This is a genomic window from Colidextribacter sp. OB.20 (genome assembly GCF_009911595.1).
Lineage (GTDB): Bacteria > Bacillota > Clostridia > Oscillospirales > Oscillospiraceae > Lawsonibacter.
Window position 1 is genome coordinate 34,096 of sequence record NZ_QWKG01000026.1, and the last position, 20,398, is coordinate 54,493.

At 61.1% G+C, this 20,398-nt stretch carries 25 protein-coding genes; 3 read left to right on the top strand and 22 right to left on the bottom strand.

Features of this window, described 5'->3' with window-relative positions; translation table 11 throughout:
- Positions 1-6 precede the first annotated feature (6 nt).
- The 16 genes from D1641_RS08325 to D1641_RS08400 form a co-directional block, all read right to left on the bottom strand.
- A complete protein-coding gene (locus D1641_RS08325) occupies positions 7-498 on the bottom strand; it encodes a YeaH/YhbH family protein (protein ID WP_160664590.1) in 492 nt (163 codons plus the stop codon).
- A gap of 64 nt (positions 499-562) precedes the next feature.
- Positions 563-1,015: a flagellar export protein FliJ gene (gene fliJ / locus D1641_RS08330; protein ID WP_160664592.1), complete on the bottom strand. Its 453-nt coding sequence runs from the start codon at positions 1,013-1,015 to the stop codon at positions 563-565.
- An 89-nt stretch (positions 1,016-1,104) separates the two neighbouring features.
- Entirely contained in the window at positions 1,105-2,406 is a 1,302-nt protein-coding gene (locus D1641_RS08335; RefSeq protein WP_160664594.1) for a FliI/YscN family ATPase, read from the bottom strand.
- A 20-nt stretch (positions 2,407-2,426) separates the two neighbouring features.
- On the bottom strand, positions 2,427-3,335 hold the full coding sequence (locus D1641_RS08340) for a FliH/SctL family protein (RefSeq protein WP_160664596.1): 909 nt from the start codon (positions 3,333-3,335) through the stop codon (positions 2,427-2,429).
- On the bottom strand, positions 3,328-4,344 hold the full coding sequence (gene fliG, locus D1641_RS08345) for a flagellar motor switch protein FliG (RefSeq protein WP_347707404.1): 1,017 nt from the start codon (positions 4,342-4,344) through the stop codon (positions 3,328-3,330). Before fliG ends, D1641_RS08340 begins: the two co-directional genes overlap by 8 nt.
- A complete protein-coding gene (locus D1641_RS08350; RefSeq protein ID WP_347707405.1) occupies positions 4,337-5,992 on the bottom strand; it encodes a flagellar M-ring protein FliF C-terminal domain-containing protein in 1,656 nt (551 codons plus the stop codon). Before D1641_RS08350 ends, fliG begins: the two co-directional genes overlap by 8 nt.
- A 51-nt stretch (positions 5,993-6,043) precedes the next feature.
- Positions 6,044-6,349, bottom strand: a complete 306-nt coding sequence (locus D1641_RS08355; protein WP_160664600.1) for a flagellar hook-basal body complex protein FliE — start codon at positions 6,347-6,349, stop codon at positions 6,044-6,046.
- Positions 6,350-6,476: 127 nt separating this feature from the next.
- On the bottom strand, positions 6,477-6,953 hold the full coding sequence (gene flgC, locus D1641_RS08360) for a flagellar basal body rod protein FlgC (RefSeq protein WP_160664602.1): 477 nt from the start codon (positions 6,951-6,953) through the stop codon (positions 6,477-6,479).
- An 83-nt stretch (positions 6,954-7,036) separates the two neighbouring features.
- A complete protein-coding gene (flgB, locus tag D1641_RS08365; RefSeq protein ID WP_160664604.1) occupies positions 7,037-7,432 on the bottom strand; it encodes a flagellar basal body rod protein FlgB in 396 nt (131 codons plus the stop codon).
- 416 nt (positions 7,433-7,848) lie between these two features.
- Positions 7,849-8,085, bottom strand: coding sequence for a carbon storage regulator (locus tag D1641_RS08370; RefSeq protein WP_160664606.1), 237 nt, complete (start codon positions 8,083-8,085; stop codon positions 7,849-7,851).
- The gene (locus D1641_RS08375; protein WP_160664608.1) at positions 8,079-8,531 is read right to left on the bottom strand and encodes a flagellar assembly protein FliW; all 453 of its coding nucleotides are present in this window, start codon (positions 8,529-8,531) and stop codon (positions 8,079-8,081) included. Before D1641_RS08375 ends, D1641_RS08370 begins: the two co-directional genes overlap by 7 nt.
- 11 nt (positions 8,532-8,542) lie before the next feature.
- Positions 8,543-9,151 (bottom strand): DUF6470 family protein, encoded by a 609-nt coding sequence (locus tag D1641_RS08380; RefSeq protein WP_160664610.1) that lies wholly within the window; start codon positions 9,149-9,151, stop codon positions 8,543-8,545.
- Between the two features lie 92 nt (positions 9,152-9,243).
- Complete coding sequence (locus tag D1641_RS08385; protein WP_160664612.1) at positions 9,244-10,563, bottom strand: hypothetical protein; 1,320 nt, start codon at positions 10,561-10,563, stop codon at positions 9,244-9,246.
- A gap of 22 nt (positions 10,564-10,585) precedes the next feature.
- A complete protein-coding gene (locus tag D1641_RS08390) occupies positions 10,586-12,901 on the bottom strand; it encodes a flagellar basal body rod C-terminal domain-containing protein (RefSeq protein ID WP_160664642.1) in 2,316 nt (771 codons plus the stop codon).
- Between the two features lie 36 nt (positions 12,902-12,937).
- The gene (locus D1641_RS08395; RefSeq protein ID WP_160664614.1) at positions 12,938-13,387 is read right to left on the bottom strand and encodes a hypothetical protein; all 450 of its coding nucleotides are present in this window, start codon (positions 13,385-13,387) and stop codon (positions 12,938-12,940) included.
- A complete protein-coding gene (locus tag D1641_RS08400; RefSeq protein ID WP_160664616.1) occupies positions 13,388-13,690 on the bottom strand; it encodes a flagellar biosynthesis anti-sigma factor FlgM in 303 nt (100 codons plus the stop codon).
- Positions 13,691-13,920: 230 nt separating this feature from the next.
- Between D1641_RS08400 and D1641_RS08405 the strand changes: the two genes are divergently transcribed.
- The gene (locus tag D1641_RS08405; RefSeq protein WP_160664618.1) at positions 13,921-14,529 is read left to right on the top strand and encodes a PilZ domain-containing protein; all 609 of its coding nucleotides are present in this window, start codon (positions 13,921-13,923) and stop codon (positions 14,527-14,529) included.
- 223 nt (positions 14,530-14,752) lie between these two features.
- Here the strand turns inward: D1641_RS08405 and D1641_RS08410 are convergent, their stop codons facing one another.
- The gene (locus D1641_RS08410; RefSeq protein WP_035103403.1) at positions 14,753-14,962 is read right to left on the bottom strand and encodes a DUF378 domain-containing protein; all 210 of its coding nucleotides are present in this window, start codon (positions 14,960-14,962) and stop codon (positions 14,753-14,755) included.
- 78 nt (positions 14,963-15,040) lie between these two features.
- The gene (gene cdd / locus D1641_RS08415; RefSeq protein ID WP_347707406.1) at positions 15,041-15,478 is read right to left on the bottom strand and encodes a cytidine deaminase; all 438 of its coding nucleotides are present in this window, start codon (positions 15,476-15,478) and stop codon (positions 15,041-15,043) included.
- Positions 15,479-15,534: 56 nt separating this feature from the next.
- Here cdd and D1641_RS08420 point away from each other — a divergent pair, with 56 nt between their 5' ends.
- Positions 15,535-16,197 carry an HAD family phosphatase gene (locus D1641_RS08420; RefSeq protein WP_160664622.1) on the top strand — a complete coding sequence of 221 codons (663 nt, stop codon included), beginning with the start codon at positions 15,535-15,537 and terminating at the stop codon, positions 16,195-16,197.
- Positions 16,198-16,345: 148 nt separating this feature from the next.
- Here the strand turns inward: D1641_RS08420 and D1641_RS08425 are convergent, their stop codons facing one another.
- The 4 genes from D1641_RS08425 to D1641_RS08440 all read right to left on the bottom strand — a co-directional run bounded on the left by D1641_RS08425 (position 16,346) and on the right by D1641_RS08440 (position 19,855).
- The gene (locus D1641_RS08425; protein WP_160664624.1) at positions 16,346-18,547 is read right to left on the bottom strand and encodes an ATP-dependent RecD-like DNA helicase; all 2,202 of its coding nucleotides are present in this window, start codon (positions 18,545-18,547) and stop codon (positions 16,346-16,348) included.
- Positions 18,548-18,580: 33 nt separating this feature from the next.
- Positions 18,581-18,913, bottom strand: a complete 333-nt coding sequence (locus tag D1641_RS08430; RefSeq protein ID WP_160664626.1) for a hypothetical protein — start codon at positions 18,911-18,913, stop codon at positions 18,581-18,583.
- A gap of 143 nt (positions 18,914-19,056) precedes the next feature.
- Complete coding sequence (locus D1641_RS08435) at positions 19,057-19,554, bottom strand: small multi-drug export protein (protein WP_160664628.1); 498 nt, start codon at positions 19,552-19,554, stop codon at positions 19,057-19,059.
- Positions 19,555-19,642: 88 nt separating this feature from the next.
- On the bottom strand, positions 19,643-19,855 hold the full coding sequence (locus D1641_RS08440) for a helix-turn-helix transcriptional regulator (RefSeq protein WP_160664630.1): 213 nt from the start codon (positions 19,853-19,855) through the stop codon (positions 19,643-19,645).
- 81 nt (positions 19,856-19,936) lie between these two features.
- Between D1641_RS08440 and D1641_RS08445 the strand changes: the two genes are divergently transcribed.
- Positions 19,937-20,164, top strand: coding sequence for a hypothetical protein (locus tag D1641_RS08445; RefSeq protein ID WP_160664632.1), 228 nt, complete (start codon positions 19,937-19,939; stop codon positions 20,162-20,164).
- Positions 20,165-20,398: the final 234 nt, after the last annotated feature.

Here is a 20,398-nt window from a genome sequence, read left to right on the forward strand (position 1 = left end):
CTCGTTTCACCTCCCTTCAATGTCGTCCTGGTCGCTGGGCGCGCGCTGTTCTGTGACCTCCAACCGCTTATCCTCGGCCCGCTCGTCCTGAACGCTGTCCACCTGCCGGAGCATGGACATGCCGCTCAGGCAGAACATCAAGGCCTGAAGCTCCGGCAGATCGGTAATCTCCGCCCTGCCGTCCAATTTTTCCCGGAGCTCCTGAAAGCGCTCTGACTCCTGGAGGGACGGTCCCGCCCGTGTCAGTGCCTCGACCGCCACCCTCTCCGGGTCGGCCAGCCGGTCCTCCTTCGGGGCGGTCATGGCGTCGATGACGGCCAGCAGGGCGTCCTCAGCGGCGTGTTCCTCCTGTTCCTCCCGGTGCCGCCGGACCTTGTTCAGATAGTCCATGAAAAGCATGTTGGGGTTCCAGCCGGTCTGCTCCTCGATGCTCTGCCGGGGAGCGGGCATCTGCCCATACCGTGCGCTGATGTCACAGAACGAAAGTGGTGTGCTCACTGCAATCACCTCCTTCCCTGTGACCTTTATATAGAGAAACACTTAATGAAGTGTAACTCCCCTTTTAGATGCCCATGGCCGCCATGGCCCGGGCGGTGGAGACGAACTCCTCAATGCGCTGTTCCTCTTCCTTCTGCTCCGCCTTGCGGTAGTCCTCCAGCTTGTGCTCCTTCAGCTTCTCGATGGTGGCAGTCTCCTTCCGGGCCTCCAGCACCTGGGAGCGCTTCTGCTCCTCTCTGCGGCGCAGGGTCTCCAGCTTCCGGCGCTCCCCCGCAATCTCCCGCTCCAGCGCCCGGAGGTACTGCTCATAGTTCAGGGCCTCCAGAACGGTGATACCCTCCAGCTTGCACTGGGAGAACTCCTCGTCCACCTGCCGGTGCTCCTTCTCCAGGCCCTCCACCACCGCCTCCTGAGCCCGAACCTGGGCCAGAATAGCGCCGTGCTCCGCCCGGAGCGCATCCAGGGCCTGCTGCTTATAGTCCAAAACCGTCTCCAGTGAGAAGCGGAATTTCTTCATTCGCTGTCTAACTCCTTTGCGGGGATTTTATCTCTTGCAGAGGCGGCCACAGACCGCTCCTGCGGATTTTCTCTTTCAAACGAATCACGCTATCGAAGGATGCGTCCCATCTCCGCCAGGCTCTCCTCATAACCGAATGCCTCGTCCACGCCCTGCATCAGGAACTGGTTGATGGCATCGATTTTGCCCAGTGCGTGGTCCAGCTTGGGGTTGGTTCCCGCCTTGTAGGCGCCGATAGACACCAGGTCGGCGTTTTTCTCATAGACTCCCATAATATCCCGCAGCTTTCCGGCCAGCTGCCGGTGCTCCGGAGAGACGATCTCCACCATCAGTCGGGAGATGCTGGCCCCCACGTCGATGGCAGGGAAGTGGTTGGAGTTTGCCAGAGCCCGGGACAGAACGATGTGACCGTCCAGAATGCCCCGGACCGTGTCCGCGATGGGCTCGTTGGTATCGTCGCCCTCCACCAGCACGGTGTAGACCCCGGTGATGGAACCCTTCTCGAAGTTGCCGCTGCGCTCCAGCAGCTTGGGCATCTCGGCGTACATAGAGGGGGTGTATCCTCTTGCCACCGGCGGCTCCCCGATGGCCAGACCGATCTCCCGCTGCGCCATGGCGAATCGGGTGAGGGAGTCCATCATCAGCAGGACGTCGTAGCCCTGGCCGGCGAAGTACTCCGCGATGCTGGTAGCCACGCTGGGGCACTTCATCCGCAGCATGGCGGGCTGGTCGCTGGTGGCGACCACCAGCACGGAGCGGCGCATGCCCTCCTCCCCCAGGTCCTTCTGCATGAACTCCAGCACCTCGCGGCCACGCTCGCCCACCAGAGCGATGACGTTGATGTCCGCCTTCACGTTCTTGGCGATCATGCCCATGAGGGTGGACTTGCCCACGCCGGAGCCGGCAAAGATGCCGATACGCTGTCCCTTGCCGATGGTCAGCAGGCCGTCGATGGCCTTGACGCCGAACTCCATCCGCTCCCGGATGGGGGGGCGGGACATCGGGTTAATATATGCGCTGTCCACAGAGAAGGTGTCGGCCCGCTGAAAGGGCTCCAGCCCGTCGATGGGCTGGCCCAGGGCGTTGATCACCCGGCCCCGCAGAAAGGGTCCCACCGGAAGGGTGAGCCGCTTGCCGGTATTGCGGACAAAGTTGCCCGCGGAAATCCCGCTCATGTTGGCGTAGGGCATGAGAAGGATATGGTCGTTTTTGAAGCCCACCACCTCGGCGGGGATCTGGCCGCCCGACTCGTTGGAGTAGATGCGGCAGATATCGCCGATGGCGGCCCGGCCGCCGGAGGCCTCGATGGACATGCCCACGATATTCTCGATTTTTCCCGTCCGTCCCACCGTCTCGGCGGAGCGGACGGCGGGAATCAGCTCTCGAAACACGTCCTGGTCTCTCCTCTACGTCATTGGATCCACTGGGAACCCATCTGGTCCCGAAGCACATCCCGGATGTTGGACATCTGAGTGGACACGCTGGCGTCCACAATCTCCTCCGGGGTCTCCACAATGCAGGTGCCGCCTTCGTCGTCCCCCATAGGGACCACCTTGATGTGCTGACTCAGCGCCCCGAGGGTGCTGGTAAGCGCCGGGGAAATCTGAGCGAGCTGGCGGGTGTCGCAGCCGGAAATGTAAATATGTACCCACTCCTGCCGCTTCATCCGCTCGGTGGCGGTCTGAATCATGCGGACAATGACCTCGCTGCTGCTCTTCAGGCTGACTCGGACAATCTTCTCCGCAATGGACAGACACAGCTCAAGCAGCTCGTCCTGGGTCTGGAGGATTACCTCCTCCCGGGCCAGAGAGGCCTTTTCCAAAAATTTCCGGACATCCTTCTCCAGCCGGGCGGCGGTGGCCTCCCGGTCACGGACCGCGTCGTCCATAGCCTTGGCGATGCCCTGGGCATAGCCGTCCCGATAGCCCTCATCCCGGGCGCCCGCCCGGATTTCCTCCTGCTCGGTCTCGGCCTGTCTCCGGGCCTGCTCCAGCAGCTGCTGGGCCTCCTCACGGGCCTGATTTAAAATCAGCTCGGCCTGGAGCTGGGCGTAGTGGACCGGAGTCTCGGCGGGTCCTTTGGCCCGCTCCTCCCGCTCCGCCTGTTGAACCTCCGGCTCTGGCTCGGCTTCCGCCTGGGTGCCCTCATCGCCGGTGTCCGGGTTCAGCTCCTCCTCGGCCGGGGCGGCCGCTTCCTCCTCCTCATCCAGAGAGGGGGGAACAAAGGTCTGTATTCCCTCCTCAAAGTCCGTTTCACTCACGCCGGGCAGAACATAGTTCTCCGCCCGGGGCTCAAGGAAGCCTTTCAGGATGTTACGCAATGATATCGTCCTTTCCGCCCTTCATAATGATGATCTCGTTTCTCTCCTCCAAATCCCGGATGACACCCACAATACGCTGCTGGGCGTCCTCCACATCCTTCATGCGGACATTGGTGGTGACCTCCAAATCGTCCCGGATGCTTTCCGCCATACGGGCGGACATGTTGACAAACAGCTTGTTGGCCACCTCGGAGTTGGCCGTCTTGAGGGCCAGCACCAGGTCCCTGGGATCGCAGTCACGGACGAAGCGCTGCACCGAGCGGTCATCCATGGTGATAATATCCTCGAAGACGAACATCCGCTTGCGGATCTCGTCGGCCAGGTCGGCGTTTTTGGCGGACAGGCCGTCGAAGATGGACTTCTCGCTGGAGCGGTCCAGATTGTTCATGATGTCGGCCACGTAGTCGATGCCGCCCACCTTGACGTTGGACTGGGTGATAATGCTGGAGAACTTGCGCTCCATCTCCGCCTCGATGGTATGGATGGCGGCTGGGGAGGCGCTCTCCATAGTGGCGATGGCCTCCACCACCTTGATCTGGCGGTGGGGCTCCAGCTGCTCGATGACGCCGGCGGCCTTGTCCGGGTCCACATAGCTGAGGACCAGGGCCATGGTCTGGGGGCGCTCGTTCTGCAGGGCGGAGTACAAGCTCTTCACGTCCGCCTTGTCCAGGAAGGCGAACTCCCGGTTCTTCAGGGACTTGGTCACCTTCTCCAGCAGGGCCAGAGCCGTCTGGTTGCCGAAGGCCTTCTCCAGCACCGACCGGGCGTACTCCAGGCCGCCCTCGGTGACCGCCTTGCTGGTCAGGCAGCTCTGGTAAAACTCAGTGAGGACCTCCTCAGTCTGCTCGGAGTTGAGCATACCCAGGCGGGCCACCTCCAGGGTGAGGGCCTCCACGTCCTCCGGTTCCATGAACTGGTACAGGGCGGAGGCCTTGTCGGCGCCCAGGGATACGATGACCGCCGCCGCCTTCTGGGGATAGCTCAGTTCGATTTTCAGCGCGTCAGCCACCGACTTCCTCCCCTTTCAGCCAGGCCTTTACCATCTGAGCGGCGATTTCCGGGTTGTTCTGGGCGAACTGCCGGACATTCTTACGCAGTTCCATGCTCTTCTCGGTATTGACCTCCATAATATCGGCGCCGCCAGTGGGGGCCGCCGCCAGAATCTCGGCGGCAGCCGCAGCAGCTGCGGCCTCCTCGGCCGCCCGCTGCTCCTCCTCCAGGGCCTGGAGCTTGGCAAGCTTCTTCCTCTTGCTTCTGCGGCGAAGCAGAATAATGACAACCAGCAGGATGATGAACAGCACCAGCCCGCCGATGGCGGCGAAGATCACCCAGTCGGGCACATTCTCCAGCATTCTGGCAAAGAAGCCGTTGGGCCCGGCGCTGGGTACTACGTCGTCGGCGAAAGGCGCGATGAGCACGGACACATGGGAGTCCCAGCCCTCCGCGGCGGTTCCAATACCGGAGGCGGTGGCCACGTGACTGGTCAGCTGCTGGAGGGTCAGTGCGCCGGCGTTTTCCGACTTCTGGTCGATGGTCACCGCCACACTGATGTCCTGGATTCGGCCGGCCAGCCGCTCGGTCTGGGTGACCGTCGTGTCGATTTCGTGCCCCCGCTCGCCCTCGCCGGTGGAGAAGGTGGTGTCCCCGTCGGTGTTGGGCACGATGTCCGGGTAGTTGGGGATATCGGAGTTGGGACCGGCCCCTACCACGCCGCCCTGCTGGATGGTGCCGTCGGTGCCGATGGCCCACCACCACTTTTCCGTGCCGATGAGTCCGCCGTTCTCTGTGGAGCCCTCGGGCTGCTGGTGGGTGGTGGACTCCTCCACCTGGCGGCTCACATCCACAACGGTGTTCACCGCCACCTTCACGTGGCCCGGACCGTAGATGCTCTCCAGGGCCTGAAGGACCTGGGCGCGGACCTGGTTGTTCATCTGCTGCTCGCACTGCAGCCGCAGGGCGTTGGCGTCGATCATACCGCCCACGCCGCTGGCGTCGTCGTCATATGTATGCCCGTAGGTATCCACAATGGTGACCGATCCCACATTCAGGCTCTTTTCCCCGTGGATCACCATATTTCGAATCGCCTTAGCCACATTTTGGCTGATGCCCTGATTGCTCTCAGGGGTGATGGTCACATAGGCGGTGCCCGCAGAGACGTCGTCCTGTAGGACATAAATCCGCTGAGTGCCCGGCTGGATATCCACTGACACGTCCCGGACGCCCTCCATCAGGCGGATGGTGGCCTCCAGCTTCTGGATCGTGGCGATGCGGATGGCCTCGGTCCGCTCGGCGGCAGTGGAGAAGCTGGTCACATTCTGGGTGTAAAAATCATAGTTAAAGCCGGTGGTGAAGTACCCTTGCTGGGCCAGGTCGGCCTGGATCTGCATCTCCCGGCCCTTGGGCACCAGGATCTGATCCCCGTTTATCTGGTAGTCGATCTGGTTGTCCCTGAGGTAGGTCGTCACCGTGGTGGTCTCGCTGGTGTTCAGCCCGGTGTACAGCAGGGCGTACTCCTTCCGGTTGAGCAAAAGCGCCGCTGTGATGATCAGGGCCAGGATGACCACGGCGCAGACCCCTAAAATGACCAGGGTTTTTTTATTCAGTTTTTTGAAAAAGCCTTTGACCTTTTCCAAAAGGTCCTTCAGCTTCGCCTGCACCTTCTGCAACTTGAACCCCTCCGGACTGTTGTGTTCTTACTTCCCTTAATATTACAGGGAGATGCGCATCAGCTCATTATAGGTGTCCACCGCGTGATTGCGCATCTGCATCAGCAGCTCGGCCGCCGTGGTGGCCTTGGTGATGGCGGTGGTCACCAGGGCGGGGTTGTCAATCTGGCCGGTGGCCAGCTGATACTCCAGCTGGACCTGCTCCGCGTTGGTGTCCCGGACGTTTTGAATGGCCTTCTGGAACACGCTGGCGAAGAGGGAGCCGGCGGGGTCCTGGCCGGCTGTCTGAACCGGCTGGGACAGTGAGTCCCAAAGGGGCCGGATAGGCTGAATAGGTGTAAATTCCATGACAAATTCCTCCTGAAACGCCCAAAAAGGGCCGGTATTTTCTGATCCCACAGCGCAAATCCAGGCCAGACCGGATTTTTGTTTTCGGGCATCCTCTCCCTAAACGAAACCCAGGCTGACCTAGAGTTTACTTGCCAATCTCCAGTCCCTTGGAGATTATGCTTTTCAGCAGATTAAAGGCTGTTACATTGGCGGAAAAGGCCTGACTGGCGGCCATGCCGTCAGTAATTTCCTTTACCAGATCCACGTTCGGCATCTCCACATAGCCGTCCTCGTTTGCGTCAGGGTCCTCCGGGTCGTACTTCAGCTTGAAGTCGGAGGGGTCCTCCCCTACCTCCACAACCCGCACGCCGGCCCTGTTCCAGCTGCTCAGGCTTCCGGTGCCGTTGGCATAGCGGGAGCGGGCCGCGGACAGCACGTCCTGGAAGCGGGTCGCGGAGCCGTTCTCCGCCTGAAACACCACCACCTTTCTGCGGTAGGGGCCCTCACCGTTCTCGGTGCGGGTGGTGTTCATATTGACAATGTTCTCCGAAACCACGTCCAGCCGCAGCTGCTGGGCGGTAAAGCCGGAGCCGATGGTGTCGATTGTTCCGACGAATGCCATAGCGCATCCCTCCAAAATCAAAGCTCTGTCTCAAATGCGCAGCGGGAGCTCTGTGCAGCGCCCTGCGCCGAAGCCGCCTTCCTTTACTGTCCCCGGATCATGGTCCGCATCAGGGACAGGTTGCTGTTGATGGCGTCCATGGTGTACTGCATCTGATAGGCCGTCCTGGTGGCCTCCGTCTCCTGCTCAATGACGTTGACGCCGTTGTCGTCCATACGCATGGACTCATCCTCAGCCACATGAACCACCGGCTGTGCGCGAAGGATGGCGGAGCGGACAGTGGACCCCTTCTGGCCGGTATGCCGGGCGGAGGCCCGGATGCTGGAGGCCAGCGCCTCCTCAAAAGTGACATACTTCGCCTTGTAGTTGGGTGTCTCCGCGTTGACAATATTGTCAGAAATGGCGCCGAACTTGGTCCACTGGTAATCCATGGCCCGTTCCAGCATCAAAAGTGAGTTTGTAAACAGGTAGCCGGCCATCCGGAGCTCCTCCTCTCAAAACAGCGACGCTGTTATATAGTATCACATTTCCACCAGGAAAGCAAGAAGCAAGCGATAATTTTTGCAGTGCCCCAGCGCCCATCTTTTTCCCGAGAGGCGGCAGGCACACATATGGATTATACCGTATTTTCCCGCTCATTGCAATACTTCGCAGAAATTTATCTTCAATTTTTACAGACGCCGCAGGGTGCGCGGGCGTCCCCGCGCCTCCGGCCCTTCCTTATTTTATCATACTATAGCGCCTCTCCGATTGCAATGGTAAATTCCGTAAAATCAGCGCTCCATTCCCTGTCAGTTTTTTGGCTTTACCGATTTCAGCCCTGGAATATATAGAAGCTCCTCCAAACACAAAAACGGCTGTATTCCCTTGACAAGTATACAGCCGTTTCACACCGCTATTCTTTTTTTTCCCGCTCTCTGAGCACATCCAGCAGCTCCAGGGGGGAGACCTTCTCGTCCGCCGCCTCCCGGTTGGCCTGGGCAGCCACCTTCAGCTCGCTGCGCAGGATGGTAACGCTCCGGGGCGCCTGGATCGCCAACCGCGCCCGCCCGGCCTCCACAGCCAGAACAGTGACCTCAATTTCGTCACCGATGAGCAGGGATTCGCCCTCTTTGCGCTGAAGGATCAGCATGTGGCCTCCTCCTTCCGCCCGAAATCCGACAGAAGGTGGTGCATATGATAGCCGCCGTCCTCCAAAATCACCTGCATGGCCTGCCCAGTCCGGTCGTTGACGGCCACAGGGCAGCGCAGATTTACTGTGCTGTCCCCCACCGGGCTGCGCACCACACACAGCGCGTAGAAGCACAGCTCCTCGCTGCGCTCCACCCCCATGGTCCTCAGCTCCGCCGGGGTGAGGACCGGGGCGTAGTCAGGCTTGAGGGAAAAGGGGTTCATGGCAACAAAGGCCAGCTCGGGGGTCAGGGCGCTCTGGAAGCAGAGAAGGCTGCCCCCGCTGCCCTCAAAGGGCAGAAGGAAAAAGCGCTTCTCCTCTTCAAACCCAAACAGCCCCTCGGGGAAATGGAGCTCCTCCGACTGCTCGCACTCGATCTCGCCAAAATACTTGGTCTTTAAGCGCATAGCTCCTCCTGTTATACCTTCACATCCACCGGCTCATAGTTGGGGTCGGCGGAGGGCGGGACATAGATGGGCCCGCCGATATATTTGATGACCACGTCAGGCCGCTGGGTGACGGTGAACTCGATGTCGCCGGGGGTAAACTCGAAGCTGCCCTCCCCCATCTTCCAGTCGATAGCCAGCTTATCCATCTCATAGCGGATATTCAGCTCGCCAGGGTCCCAGGTGATCTCGGGGCCCACCTTGGGGATGAAGTCCAGTCCCACATTGGTCTTGACGTCCTTCATCATGGCGTCCTCCGCGAACTTGGTCACCAGCTCCTCTCCGATCTGGGTGTTCAGCAGCAGCTGGCCCTGGCCGGCGTAGGTAGCGGTGGCCTCATAGGCGGCCTGACGGCCCTTCTGGGCGTTCTGCTCCAGATAGCGGGCCAGGGTGGGGGACACGGAGTTCCGGGCCTCGAAGGTGTCGATGTTGACCTTGATGGGCCGGCTTTTGATCTTGAGGCTGCCGTTGTCCCGTGTGATCTCCATCTCAGCGGTGGCACGGGCGTACTCCAGCTTTGCGTTGGTAGTTTTCATCTCGATTTGAATTGGTACAGTGGTGATCTCAATCAGAGGCTTCATGTGTGACACGCGCTCCCTTCTGAAATAATTCGGCTTCCATGCCGATTACACACATTGATTACGCAATTCTGTCCTGTGAGGCGGGCGGCTGCTCACCGCATATAGTCGATCAGCGACTGGCTGAGCAGCTGGTTGCCGATCTTCAGGGCGGCGTTGTAGCAGTACTGCTGCCAGGAGAAGCTGGTGATAGCGTCGGCCAGGTCCACCTGGAAGACGTCCAGAATCTGGGTATTGGTGTCGGTGAGCAGGGTCTCCAGCCGTTCCTGGTTGGTGACCAGAAAGACCGCCTGGGCGTCCAGCTCATCCCACTTCTCCACGCAGTGCTCCCGGCTGTCCTTGAATTTGTCCAGAAGCCGCCAGGCCTTCTCCTCCAGCTCCTCCTTCGTCAGCCCTTGGGCCGACGGACCGGCCAGGTCCGGATTGTAGCCCTGGGGGTCCATGTTCTCATCCCAGGCCTGGAAAATATCGGCGAACTCCCGCATGAGCAGGGCCAGGTTCTTGGGGTCGCCGTCCTCGTCCACGCCGAAATCAATGAAGTCGATGCCGCACAGGGCGCCGTTGAAATAACTGCCGTTGACGGGGTTGTTGGGGGATTTTTCGGCCACGCCCATGCCAAGGTCGATGTACAGCTCCTCGCCGCTCATCTCCTTCAGCTTCATATAGTCATCCTTGTCCTTGTAGTAGCTCAGCCACGCCTTTTCGCCGTCAGTGGTCCCCTTCTCCTTCATCAGGTCGTTGACCCAGTCGGGCCGGGTGCCGGCCTCGGGGGCCTTAGCGCCCTGAGCGCCGCTGAGGTAATTATACCACGCCTCGTCGTCGTCTGTCCAGGTGCTGGGGACAGCCGCCTGTTTATTCGCCTTATCTGATACTCTATCCAGCAAACCTGGGTCCGCCGTCTCGGGCTTATCCACCAGGCTGCCCGCCCGGACGTTGATGCCCCGGTAGAGCAGGTCCTCCCCCTTCCACTCGAAGGGGACGTTCAGCCCGTCGTTGCCGGCGAAGATAAACTGGTCGCCCAGCTTCTGGTTCAGGGCGTAAATCAGGGACTCGGAGGTCTCCCGCAGGGTGGTGGCCAGGCCCCGGCGGGCCTCGCCGGTGGTGTCGTTGGTGCCCCGCATGACGGACTCTATCGCGGTCCCGTCAATCAGCTTGGTCTTGATGCCCTGGAGGTTGTTCCAGGCGGTGTTGTACTTGCTGTAGACGTTCTTGGTGTTATTCAGCTGGCTGTAGGTGGAGTAAAAATCCCGGCGCAGGCGGAACTCCTGGGTAGCGGCGGCTGGGTCGTCGGCGTAACTGTTGAAGTTGCGCTGGGTAAGCACCATATCACGGGCGTCCGAGAGCTTCTTGGTGGAGCCCTGGAGATTATAGCGATAGGTGTTCATCATCATATTGGTTGTAATGCGAAAGCCCATATCAGATTACCTCCTCGTAGTATCAGGACCGGATGGTGCCGTTAATCAGCTTATCCAGCATGGAATCCAGGGTGGTCATCAGCTGGCAGGCGGCGGAGTAGGATTTCTGGAACACCATCATGTTGGTGGCCTCGTCGTTGAGGTCCACGCCGGCGACGCTCTCCCGGTCGTTCTCCAGGGACAGAGACTTGATGCTGTAGCTGTTGTACAGGGTGGTGGTGGTCTGCCGATCCACCGCCAGGGTAACGTTCATGTCGGCAAACCGCTCCTGGAAGGAGCCGTTGAAATAGCGCTTGTCCTGGGCCGCGTCAGCCACGGTGTTTTTTGGCAGATAGTCCAGCTTCTGGGTCATCAGGTTGACCATGTGGTAAATGTTGTCGTTGGCGGTGGAGTGGCCCACATAGGTCTCTGTGCCGTCCTCGTTCTTCCGGACAGTATCCGGCTTTTTGGTGTTCAGGATACGCACCTCGCCGGTGGACCAGGCCTTGGAGATGGTGATGTTTTTGGCGGTGATGCCGGTGGGGTCGTTGGTGTCGCCCGAGCTGCTGAACATCACGCCGCCGTCGTAGTAGGCATACTCCGGGGTCAGCACGCCCTGCTGCCGGAGGATTTCCATCTTCTCATAGGCGGCCTCTTTTCTGGCCTCGATCCCCTCGCCTTTTTCCTCCAAAGCCTTAATTCTATCAGCAATGGTCTTCCTCTCGGTATCCGACAGGTCTTTATCCTTCAGCTTCTCGTTCAGCTCGTTCAATTCCTTGATATCCGCGGCCAGATCATCAAACTCCGCCGGGTCAATATTCGCCATCGTGCCGTTGGCCGTGGTGTACTGGATGGCAGTGCCGTCCTTGGACACGAAGGCGTCGCCGGCGGCATTCAGCTGATATGCCTTGGTCACCATATCGAAATCCATCCGGTTGGCGTCGTTGAACATTTTGGCGAACTGCTGGGCCAGTGCGTCCAGGGAGTAGCGGTAGTAGGGCACGCCCCGGGTGCTGGTGGCGTCCTTGTCGTACTTGATCTCCGTCGCGCTGGAGAACTCGCCCTCGCCGGTGACAAACTCCCGCCGGGCCTGGAGGCCGCCGTACAGGGCGTTGTCCCCCAGCTCTATCATCTTGCTCTTCTCGCCCTCGGAGTCCCGGAACACATAGCCCTTCCGGGTGACCAGAGGCTGGACGTTCATCCAAACCCGGTTGTCGCCCTCGTTCTCGTCGTCGGTCTTGGCGTTGTTGACCTCCAGCGCCCAAGGATTGTCAGGGTCCTCCACCGGCGCCGGCTTCCCGGCCTTTTCCGCCTCAGCCTTGGCCATGGCCTCAGTAAGCGGATTGTTGGTATATTTGATCGTACCATCGTCCTCTATCTTGGCGATATATTGCGGGCGGGGGACGGTCTTCGTGATAGGATTGCCGTTAGCATCCTCGAACGGCTTCCCAGTCACCGGGTCGGTATTTGTGGTAATAAAATTGTTGGGGTCGTTGTGGTCGTCAAAATTATACTCCGGGTTGCGCATCGGCGCGGTATCCCCCATGCCCAGCTGGGTGCCATAGATGCCGCAGATCAGGCGGATGGGGGGATTGCCCGAGCCGGCGATGCTGATATTCAGCCGCTCCACAGAGTTGAACTCGTCCAGCTTCTCCATGTCATAGCTGACGTCGATCTTTATATACTTGGACAAGTCGTCAATGAGCACATTCCGCTCGTCCCGCAGCTCCAGCGCCTTGCCTCCGTGGATGCCGGCCTCCCGGATTTCCTCATTCAGGTCCCGAATCTGGGTCAGAATGGTGTTCACGGTGGTAACGTCGTCCTTGATCTGCTTGATCTGGTTGTTCTCCACCTTCTCCAGGGCCTTGGCGTAGCTGTTCAGCAGGTCGGTGAGCACCTTGGCGGAGGTACGGGTGGTGGTGTCGTACTCCTCTGTGCCCACCGCGCCCAGCAGCTGCTCCAGCTGGAGCTTGAAGTCGTTGAACTGCCGCTCCACGATGCCGAAGTCATCGCCGTCGCCCACCTCATCCAGGGTGTGGGACAGCTGGTTCAGGCAGTCCAGCCAGGTCTCGGACTTGCCCACGTTGGCCTGCTCATCCCGGTAGCGGATATCAATAAAGGGGTCCCGCAGCTGGGAGACGCCGTTGGTCATAACGCCGTAGCCAATGTCCTGGCTCATCTTGTTGGCGTACCGGGCGGTGCCCCAGGAGTGGAGGGACACCAGGTCCATCCGCTGGCGGGTATACCCCTTGGTATTGATGTTGGCAATATTGTTGCCCGTCACGTTCAGGCTGGACTGGGAGGCGTAGATGCCCAGCCGCGCGGCGGTGAAAGAACCGAAAGTACCAATGACAGCCATAATTGTTCTCCTTTTATCTGATCTTGCTTCTCGGGCTCAGGCCCGGAAATCGGTCTGATGCTGCTTGCGCTCCTCCTCCGCCTCGGAGGTGTCTCCGGCCCGTTTGGCCTGGAGCTGCTCTATGCTCCGCAGGTTAATCTCCAGCGTGTCCCGGGCCACCTGGCTGGCCGCCTGAAACAGCTTATACTGCCGGCGCAGCTCCTCCACCACAGCCTTGGTCTCCAGCTGCAGCTCGTCGGGGCTGTGGTCCTCCAGCTGGCTGAGGGTGACCCCCTCCAGCCCCAGCTGGGACAGCAGCTTATCCCGCCTCTGGTCGTAGCCCCGGAGGGTCAGGCTCATAACCTGCTCCCGCCGCATGCACTCCTCCACTCCGGCCAGGTCGCCCCGGGAGGCGGCGGCGTTCTTTTCCCGCTCCACCTGGGCCAGGGCCTCAAGGGAGCCTGTCAGCTCGCGCATCAGCTTCAAATAGTCCTGCCAGCCGGCCATTTACTCGCCCTCCGACAGCAGCAGCATCCGCGCGGCGGTCTCCCGGGCGTCGGGGCGGTACTCGCCGGACGCCACCTGGCTGCGCAGGTCCTGAATCTTTCCGGTGGTATTATAGGTCCGCACCTGCTGAGACAGGGCCGCGGCCATGCCCCGGAAGGTGGTGGAGGCCTCCTCCTGACCGGCGGACAGGGAAATCCGGTCGAAGCTGCTCTCCGCCGCCCTGGCGCGCTTCGCGCCCGTCCCACAGACCTTGCCCGTCTGGACGGGAGCAATGGAAAGGCCTTCTCGTCTTGTTACAATCATTTCCTGACCTCCTGAAGCCCCTCCGCTCAGAGAGGAGCCATTCCGTTTTCAAAAGCATTCTGTATTACATTTATCGGTCTGACCGCCGGAAAACATAACATTAGGGCCAAAATTTTTTTGCATCTCCGCCGCCGCCCGGGATTTTTCTTTTTCCCATTGCGCGCCGGACAGTTTTCTTCTATAATAACAGGTATCAAGCCTCTCGCAGGCGCGGAAAGGTTGGACAGATCATGGTTTCGTTATCTCAGTGTAAAAAGGCGGACGTCCTGCACCCGACAGAGCGGCGCGTCATCAAGGCCGCTGTATCCATCGGCCCTCTGGAAAGCCTGCTGATTACCGTTCCCAAGGAGTTTGCCCTCCCCGTCGGCGAACCGATACAGATTTCCTTTCTGGACTCTGTGCTGGGTGTGGTCCTCTGCTCCTGCCAGCTGTCCGCCCCCCTGCTCAGCGACGACCGCAAGCTCTGCTCCTACCGCTGCCAGGTGCTGGAGAAGCTGAGCCAGGAGCAGCGGAGGGAGGACATCAAAATTTCCCACACCGTCCAGGTGACGGTGAAGCTGGCCGGCTCCGATACTTACGCCCCCGCCACGGTGCAGAACATCAGCGCAGGCGGGGTCTACCTGACCACCAGCATGCCCGCCCGGAAGGGGGACCAGCTGACCTTCGACTTCCCCCAGGCCGACGGAGCCATCCCCCTCACCGCCGAGGTCCTCCGGGTCGAGCTGCGTCCGCCCCAGAAGGGCCGGCTGGCCTATGGCTACGGCTGCCGCTTTGTCCGCCTGTCCTCCCGGCATGAGGCCCAGCTGCGCAGCTATGTATTCAAACTGGCCAGGCGCTGAGCCCAGGGCTTGTTTGAAAAATGTCAATACGCCCAAGGGGCGGGTCTTTTTCTGCCATACTGCCCCAATTCTTCTTGAAATACATCCAGTATTTCTGCGAAAAATTGTGCTTGTCTGGCAGAAAAATCCCTCACCACTGTGCATATTTCCATTTTTCAAACTGCGCCTAATCAGCACACAGAGGTCCGGAGCGGCTCGCTCCGGACCTCTGGTTTTGGAAAACTCAGCGCCGCTCCTCCACAGGGTCCCGGTCGCGGAACAGCAGGGAGACGCACCATACAGCGGACAGACCCACCAGGGTATAGATCACCCGGCTGATCATGCTGCCCGAGCCGCCGCAGGCGAAGGCCACCAGGTCAAACTGAAACAGGCCCACACTGCCCCAGTTCAGGCCGCCGATAATCAGCAGCGTCAGGGCGATTTTGTCCATCATCACGTCAAACCACCTCCTTATCGCAGGTTCCGCAGGTAGTTTATACGCATTTTTCTTTTTTATGTGGCTGGAAAAATATTATTTCAGCGACTTTGGCCCAAATCCGTGGGGCAGCAGCTCCGCCAGCGGGACCACCTGGAACTGTCCGTCCCCCCGGGCGGCGATCACCCGCACCTCGGGGGCGAACTCATAGAGCATCTGCCGGCAAGCCCCGCAGGGCCAGCAGTAGTCCTCCCCCCGGCCGGCGATGGCGATGGCCGTCCAGCCCTCCCGGCAGCCCTCGCTCACCGCCTTCAAAATAGCGGTGCGCTCGGCGCAGATGGTGGAGCCGTAGGCGGCGTTCTCCACGTTGCAGCCGGTGAACACCCGGCCGTCCTCCGTGAGAATGGCCGCCCCCACCGGGAAATGAGAGTAGGGCACATAAGAAAATTGGTGCATGTCAAAGGCTTTTTTTACCAGCTCCTGGTCGGTCATAGGCCGCTCCTCCTTAATAATTATCTGCAAAAGCTTGCGCATCATGTCTCTTTCTATTATAATACCTCTGACCATTTCACGCAAGGACGGGATGACTTATGAATAAAAAATTCGCGATTTTTGACATGGACGGCACACTGGTGGACTCCATGGGCTTTTGGAACCAGCTGGCCGATGAGTTTCTGGCCCGCCGGGGCTTTCCGCCTCTGTCCCCGGAGCTCCAGGAGGAGTCCATCGCCCTGACCATGGAGGGCACCGCCAACCTGTTTATCCGCGCCTACGGCCTGCCTGAGACCCCGGAGGAGATCTGCGCCGAGGTCAACGGCCTGATGGAGAAGCACTACCGGGCCGACGTCCCCCTGAAGCCGGGGGCGGCGGACCTTCTGGGGCGGATGAAGGCGGCGGGCTTTGAAATGTGCATCGCCTCCTCCACCAACCCTGCCCTCATCGACATCTGCCTGCGGCGGCTGGGCGTACGGGACTATTTTGAGTTCCTCCTGTCCTGCGAGGAGGTGGGCGAGGGGAAAAACAGGCCCACCGTCTACCTGGAGGCCGCCCGGCGGCTGGGGGGGAGCCCTGAAAGCACTGTCATTTTTGAGGATATTCTGGTGGCCTCTCAGACCGCGAAAAAGGCCGGCTTCGCCCTGGGCGTCGTCTACGACGCCAACTCCGACGTCGAGCAGGAGCAGCTCAAGGCTCTGGCCGACTGCTACATCACCCGCTGGGACAACCCGGCACTGCTGGAGTGGCTGGGGATATAATTGCAGGGGCACACATTGTGCGCCCGCCGTTAACCGGCCAAGTCTGAAAAAACGGGCGGACAATGTCCGCCCCTACAGAAGCGGCGCGCCAAGTCGCCGCGCCCTACAGCATCGTGTGCAGGGCGTGACCACTGGGCACGCCGCTTTTTTATTTCTCCATCAGCCGGGCCCGCAGGCCGGAGTAGCGCTTGGTCTGGCGGTTGTTGTTCACCATTCCTGCCACGGCCTCCGGGCTGCCCACCACGATGAACAGCTCCCGGGCCCGGGTGACGGCGGTGTACAGCACCCCCCGGGTCATGAGCATGGGGGCTCCCTCCAGGGCGGCCAGGATGACCGCCCGGTACTCGCTGCCCTGGGCCTTATGTACCGTCACGGCGAAGGCGGGCTCCAGCTCCCCCAGCATGTCGGGGGAGTACTCCACCACCTTGCCGTCGAAGTCCACGGTGATGACCTCCTTCTCGATGGAGCGGATAACACCAATGTCCCCGTTGAACATCCCCATGCCCGAGTCGGTCCCGCCCTCCTCCCGCCAGAGGATATCGTAGTTGTTGCGCACCTGCATCACCCGGTCCCCCGCCCGAAAGACCCAGTCGCCAAAGCGCCGCTCCCCCTTCCCCTCCAGAGGCGGGTTCAGGGCGGCCTGGAGGACCTGATTCAGAGCCCGGGTCCCCGTCCCCCGGCGGCGGGTGGGGGAGAGCACCTGAATCTCGCCGGCCGGGATGCCCATCCGCTCGGGCAGCCGCCGGCGGCACAGGTCCACCACCGTGTCCAGCACCGCCTCCGGCTCCCGCCGGGTCAGGCAGAAGAAGTCCCCCTCGCTGCGGCGCAGGTCAGGGACCTGGCCCCGGTTAATCAGGTGGGCGCTGCGTACGATGGCGCTCTGGGCAGCCTGGCGGAAGATCTCGGTGAGCCGGACGGTGGGCACCACCCCGCTGCGGATCAGGTCGGCGAAGAGGCTCCCCGGGCCCACCGAGGGCAGCTGGTCCGGGTCGCCCACCAGCACCAGCCGGCAGTCGTCGTCCAGCGCGTCCAGCAGAGCGGCCATGAGGGGCACGTCCACCATGGAGGTCTCGTCCACAATCACCGCGTCCGCCTTCAGGGGGTCGTAGGAGTTCCGGGTGAACACCAGCTTGCCCGAGCGGGGGTCGAAGCCCGTCTCCAGCAGGCGGTGGATGGTGGATGCCTCGGTGGAGCACAGCTCCCCCAGCCGCTTGGCCGCCCGGCCCGTGGGGGCGGCCAGGGCGGTCTCCAGTCCCATCATCTCAAAGAGGGCCAGCACCCCCCGGAGACAGGTGGTCTTGCCTGTGCCCGGCCCGCCGGTGAGGAGCATCACCTGCCGCCCGGCGGCCAGCTCCACCGCCTCTCTTTGCTGGGGGGCATAGGAGATATGCTGCTCCCGCTCAATGCGGCGGATGAGCTTGTCCAGCCCCTCCGGGGGCAGCAGCTCGGCCCGGCTCATCTCAGTCAGCCGCCCGGCGATGTAGGTCTCCGCCTCGTAGAGGGCGGGGAGATACACCGCCTCCTGACCCGCCACCTGCTCACACTCCGCCTCTCCCCGGCGGAGCAGGGCCTCCAGACTGTCCTCCAGCAGCTCGCCGGAGATGCTCAGCAGGGCGCTGGTGGCCTCCACCAGCTTGCGCCGGGGGAGAAAGGTGTGACCGTTGTTCCGGTTGTTGTGGCTGAGCTCGTGGAGCAGACCCGCCTCCAGCCGCAGGGGGTCCTCCGCCCCCACACCCAGGGACAGGGCCAGCTTGTCCGCCTGGGAGAACTCCACCTCAAACTCCTCGCTGACCAGCAGGTAGGGGTTGGACCTCACCACCTCAAGGGCCACGTCGCCGTAGGCCCGGCGAAGGAGGGCGGCCAGCTCCAGAGGGAGCTGGTGCTCGCTGAGAAACTCCATCAGCCGCCGGGAGCCCATTTGCTGGCGGAATACCTCGCCAATCTGATTGGCCCGCTTTTTGGTGATGCCCTTGATTTTCGTCAGCTGCTCCGGATCGCTCTCGATGACGTTCAGGGCGTCCTCCCCGAACTCCTCGATGATGAGCCGGGCGGTGGCCTTGCCCACCCCCTTCACCGCTCCGGAGGACAGGTAGTGGAAGATCTCCTTCAGCCCCTGGGGCAGGCGGCGCTCCACCACCTCCGCCCTCAGCTGGGGGCCGTAGGTGGGGTGCCGGGTCCACCGGCCCCGAACAGACAGGTACTCCCCCGGCGCCACTCCCGCCATGGGGCCCACCACCGTGATCTCCTCCCCCCGCACGTCCAGCTTGAGGATGGTGTAGCCGTTCTCCTCGTTCTGATATATGACAGCGGAGACAGTACCCTCCAGCAGCTCTTGATTTTGGTCTGACACGGGGCGCCGCCTCCTTTCGTCTAAAGCCTCCTTTTATGTCCGCGATACATACTCCCCCAAATTCTCCGCCGGCCACAGCACCACCTCGGGCCACCGGGCGGTGAGGCGGGAGGCCAGCGCCCAGCCCGCGGGGGTAAGCCCCGCGTCGGCGATGACAATGGGGCACCGCAGCAATCCCAGCCCCCGCAGCCAGAGAAAGGACCGGACCTGCTGCTCCAGCTTCTCCCCGTCCCCCCGGCCGGGGAGGACCACCCTGGCCTCCCGTCCCGGCAGGGGGCGCAGCAGCAGCCCGAACAGCCACCAGCCTATAAAAGCCAGCCCGCAGACGCAGGCCACCGCCCACAGAACATCCCAAAACGCGCTCATCAGCAGCACCTCCTGGGTATTCTATGCAGGGAGGCGGCAAGGGGTCACTTTGTAGAACGGGACGACTCGGCCCGCCGCGTTTTCTCCTTATCCCAACGGCGTGCAGGTAACCTGCGGGGACAGCGCGCCGGGGTCGTCGCACCCTACACCGCCCCGGAGAACAGGTTGACTCCCACGTGGGTCAGGGCCAGCATGATGCACCCGGCGGTGAGCACCCCCAGCACCACGGCGGGCATGGCCTTTTTCAGCCGCATCCCTAAAAACGCTGCCGCCAGAGAGCCCGTCCAGGCCCCCGTTCCGGGCAGGGGGATGGCCACAAAGAGCCACAGGCCCAAATACTGATATTTCTGCACCTTCTGGCCCTTGAGGTGGGCCTTTTTCTCCAGCTTGTCCACCAGGCCGTTGAGGCTGGGCAGATATTTCCGCATCAGCTCAAAAATCCGGCGGATATAGACGATGATGAAGGGGGCGGGGATCAGATTGCCCACCACCGCCGCCGGAAAGGCCAGGTAGTAGGGCAGGCCCAGAGCCACCCCGAAGGGCAGTCCCCCCCGCAGCTCGATGACAGGGATCATAGACACCAGCATGGTCAGCAGGCATTTGCCCCCGGTAGTCGTGGTTAAAAAATCAAACAGTTCCATAGATACCTTCTTTTTTTGCGGGGGCGCACAGCGTGCGCCCGTTTTTATCCGGTCGGTACAGCTCAGGGCGGGTGCGCGATGTGCGCCCCTACTCCCGCCCCAGCAGGTAGTCAGTCGTTACGCCGAAATAGTCGGCCAGGAAAATCACTGTCGTGGCGGGAGCATTGACCTTGCCATACTCAATTTTCTGATAGTGCTGCTCTGTACAGTCCAGCAGCTCCGCCATTTGTCTCTGTGTGACTTTTTTCGCTTTCCTCAGCGGCTGTAACCGCTCTGCAAAGCTGGGTAAAACAATTTTCATTTTTCCTGATTCCTCTCTTGACACGTTATGAAAGTTTGTGATATAATGGACCCATCATTAAATAACGTGGGCGATGCAATCATGAAAGAAAAACTCAAAGAGCTCTACATCCAGGAAATCGACCAGTCCCGGCTGGACTTCGACCACGATCCCGAATATCAAGCCTATTATACACAAGCTGAGACCCTTTGGGAAGGGGGAGATATGCCCGAATCCCTCTACCGCCTCCTGGACACCGGCAACTTTCTCTCCTTCGCCCGCGGCTTCCGCCTGGGGATGGAGCTGGCCAGGTGGGTGCGGGCAGGCTGAGGTCCGCACCCTAAAGGCCCCCTTCGCAAGGGGGCTGTCAGCCGTAGGCTGACTGGGGGTTTTCTCCATAGAGACAGATGCGTTTCGATTGGGAAACTCTCCGTCATTTGCTTCGCAAATGCCACCTCCCTTCGAGAAGGGAGTCTTTTTCCCTGCGGGGGACGGGGGTTTTCTCCACAGAGACAGATACGTTTCGATTGGGAAAACCCTCCGTCATTTGCTTCGCAAATGCCA

Excerpts from the sequence above, each read along its gene's own strand:
- D1641_RS08370 (WP_160664606.1), bottom strand. The coding sequence starts at position 8,085 with ATGCTGATCCTTCAGCGCAAAGAGGGCGAATCCCTGCTCATCGGTGAC.
- D1641_RS08400 (WP_160664616.1), bottom strand. The coding sequence starts at position 13,690 with ATGATTGTAACAAGACGAGAAGGCCTTTCCATTGCTCCCGTCCAGACG.
- flgC (WP_160664602.1), bottom strand. The coding sequence starts at position 6,953 with ATGGCATTCGTCGGAACAATCGACACCATCGGCTCCGGCTTTACCGCC.
- D1641_RS08375 (WP_160664608.1), bottom strand. The coding sequence starts at position 8,531 with ATGCGCTTAAAGACCAAGTATTTTGGCGAGATCGAGTGCGAGCAGTCG.
- D1641_RS08395 (WP_160664614.1), bottom strand. The coding sequence starts at position 13,387 with ATGGCCGGCTGGCAGGACTATTTGAAGCTGATGCGCGAGCTGACAGGC.
- D1641_RS08445 (WP_160664632.1), top strand. The coding sequence starts at position 19,937 with ATGAAAGAAAAACTCAAAGAGCTCTACATCCAGGAAATCGACCAGTCC.
- D1641_RS08410 (WP_035103403.1), bottom strand. The coding sequence starts at position 14,962 with ATGATGGACAAAATCGCCCTGACGCTGCTGATTATCGGCGGCCTGAAC.
- D1641_RS08405 (WP_160664618.1), top strand. The coding sequence starts at position 13,921 with ATGGTTTCGTTATCTCAGTGTAAAAAGGCGGACGTCCTGCACCCGACA.
- fliJ (WP_160664592.1), bottom strand. The coding sequence starts at position 1,015 with ATGAAGAAATTCCGCTTCTCACTGGAGACGGTTTTGGACTATAAGCAG.
- cdd (WP_347707406.1), bottom strand. The coding sequence starts at position 15,478 with ATGCGCAAGCTTTTGCAGATAATTATTAAGGAGGAGCGGCCTATGACC.
- D1641_RS08435 (WP_160664628.1), bottom strand. The coding sequence starts at position 19,554 with ATGGAACTGTTTGATTTTTTAACCACGACTACCGGGGGCAAATGCCTG.
- D1641_RS08390 (WP_160664642.1), bottom strand. The coding sequence starts at position 12,901 with ATGGCTGTCATTGGTACTTTCGGTTCTTTCACCGCCGCGCGGCTGGGC.
- D1641_RS08440 (WP_160664630.1), bottom strand. The coding sequence starts at position 19,855 with ATGAAAATTGTTTTACCCAGCTTTGCAGAGCGGTTACAGCCGCTGAGG.
- flgB (WP_160664604.1), bottom strand. The coding sequence starts at position 7,432 with ATGGCCGGCTACCTGTTTACAAACTCACTTTTGATGCTGGAACGGGCC.
- D1641_RS08385 (WP_160664612.1), bottom strand. The coding sequence starts at position 10,563 with ATGGGCTTTCGCATTACAACCAATATGATGATGAACACCTATCGCTAT.
- D1641_RS08420 (WP_160664622.1), top strand. The coding sequence starts at position 15,535 with ATGAATAAAAAATTCGCGATTTTTGACATGGACGGCACACTGGTGGAC.
- D1641_RS08380 (WP_160664610.1), bottom strand. The coding sequence starts at position 9,151 with ATGAAGCCTCTGATTGAGATCACCACTGTACCAATTCAAATCGAGATG.
- D1641_RS08430 (WP_160664626.1), bottom strand. The coding sequence starts at position 18,913 with ATGAGCGCGTTTTGGGATGTTCTGTGGGCGGTGGCCTGCGTCTGCGGG.
- D1641_RS08355 (WP_160664600.1), bottom strand. The coding sequence starts at position 6,349 with ATGGAATTTACACCTATTCAGCCTATCCGGCCCCTTTGGGACTCACTG.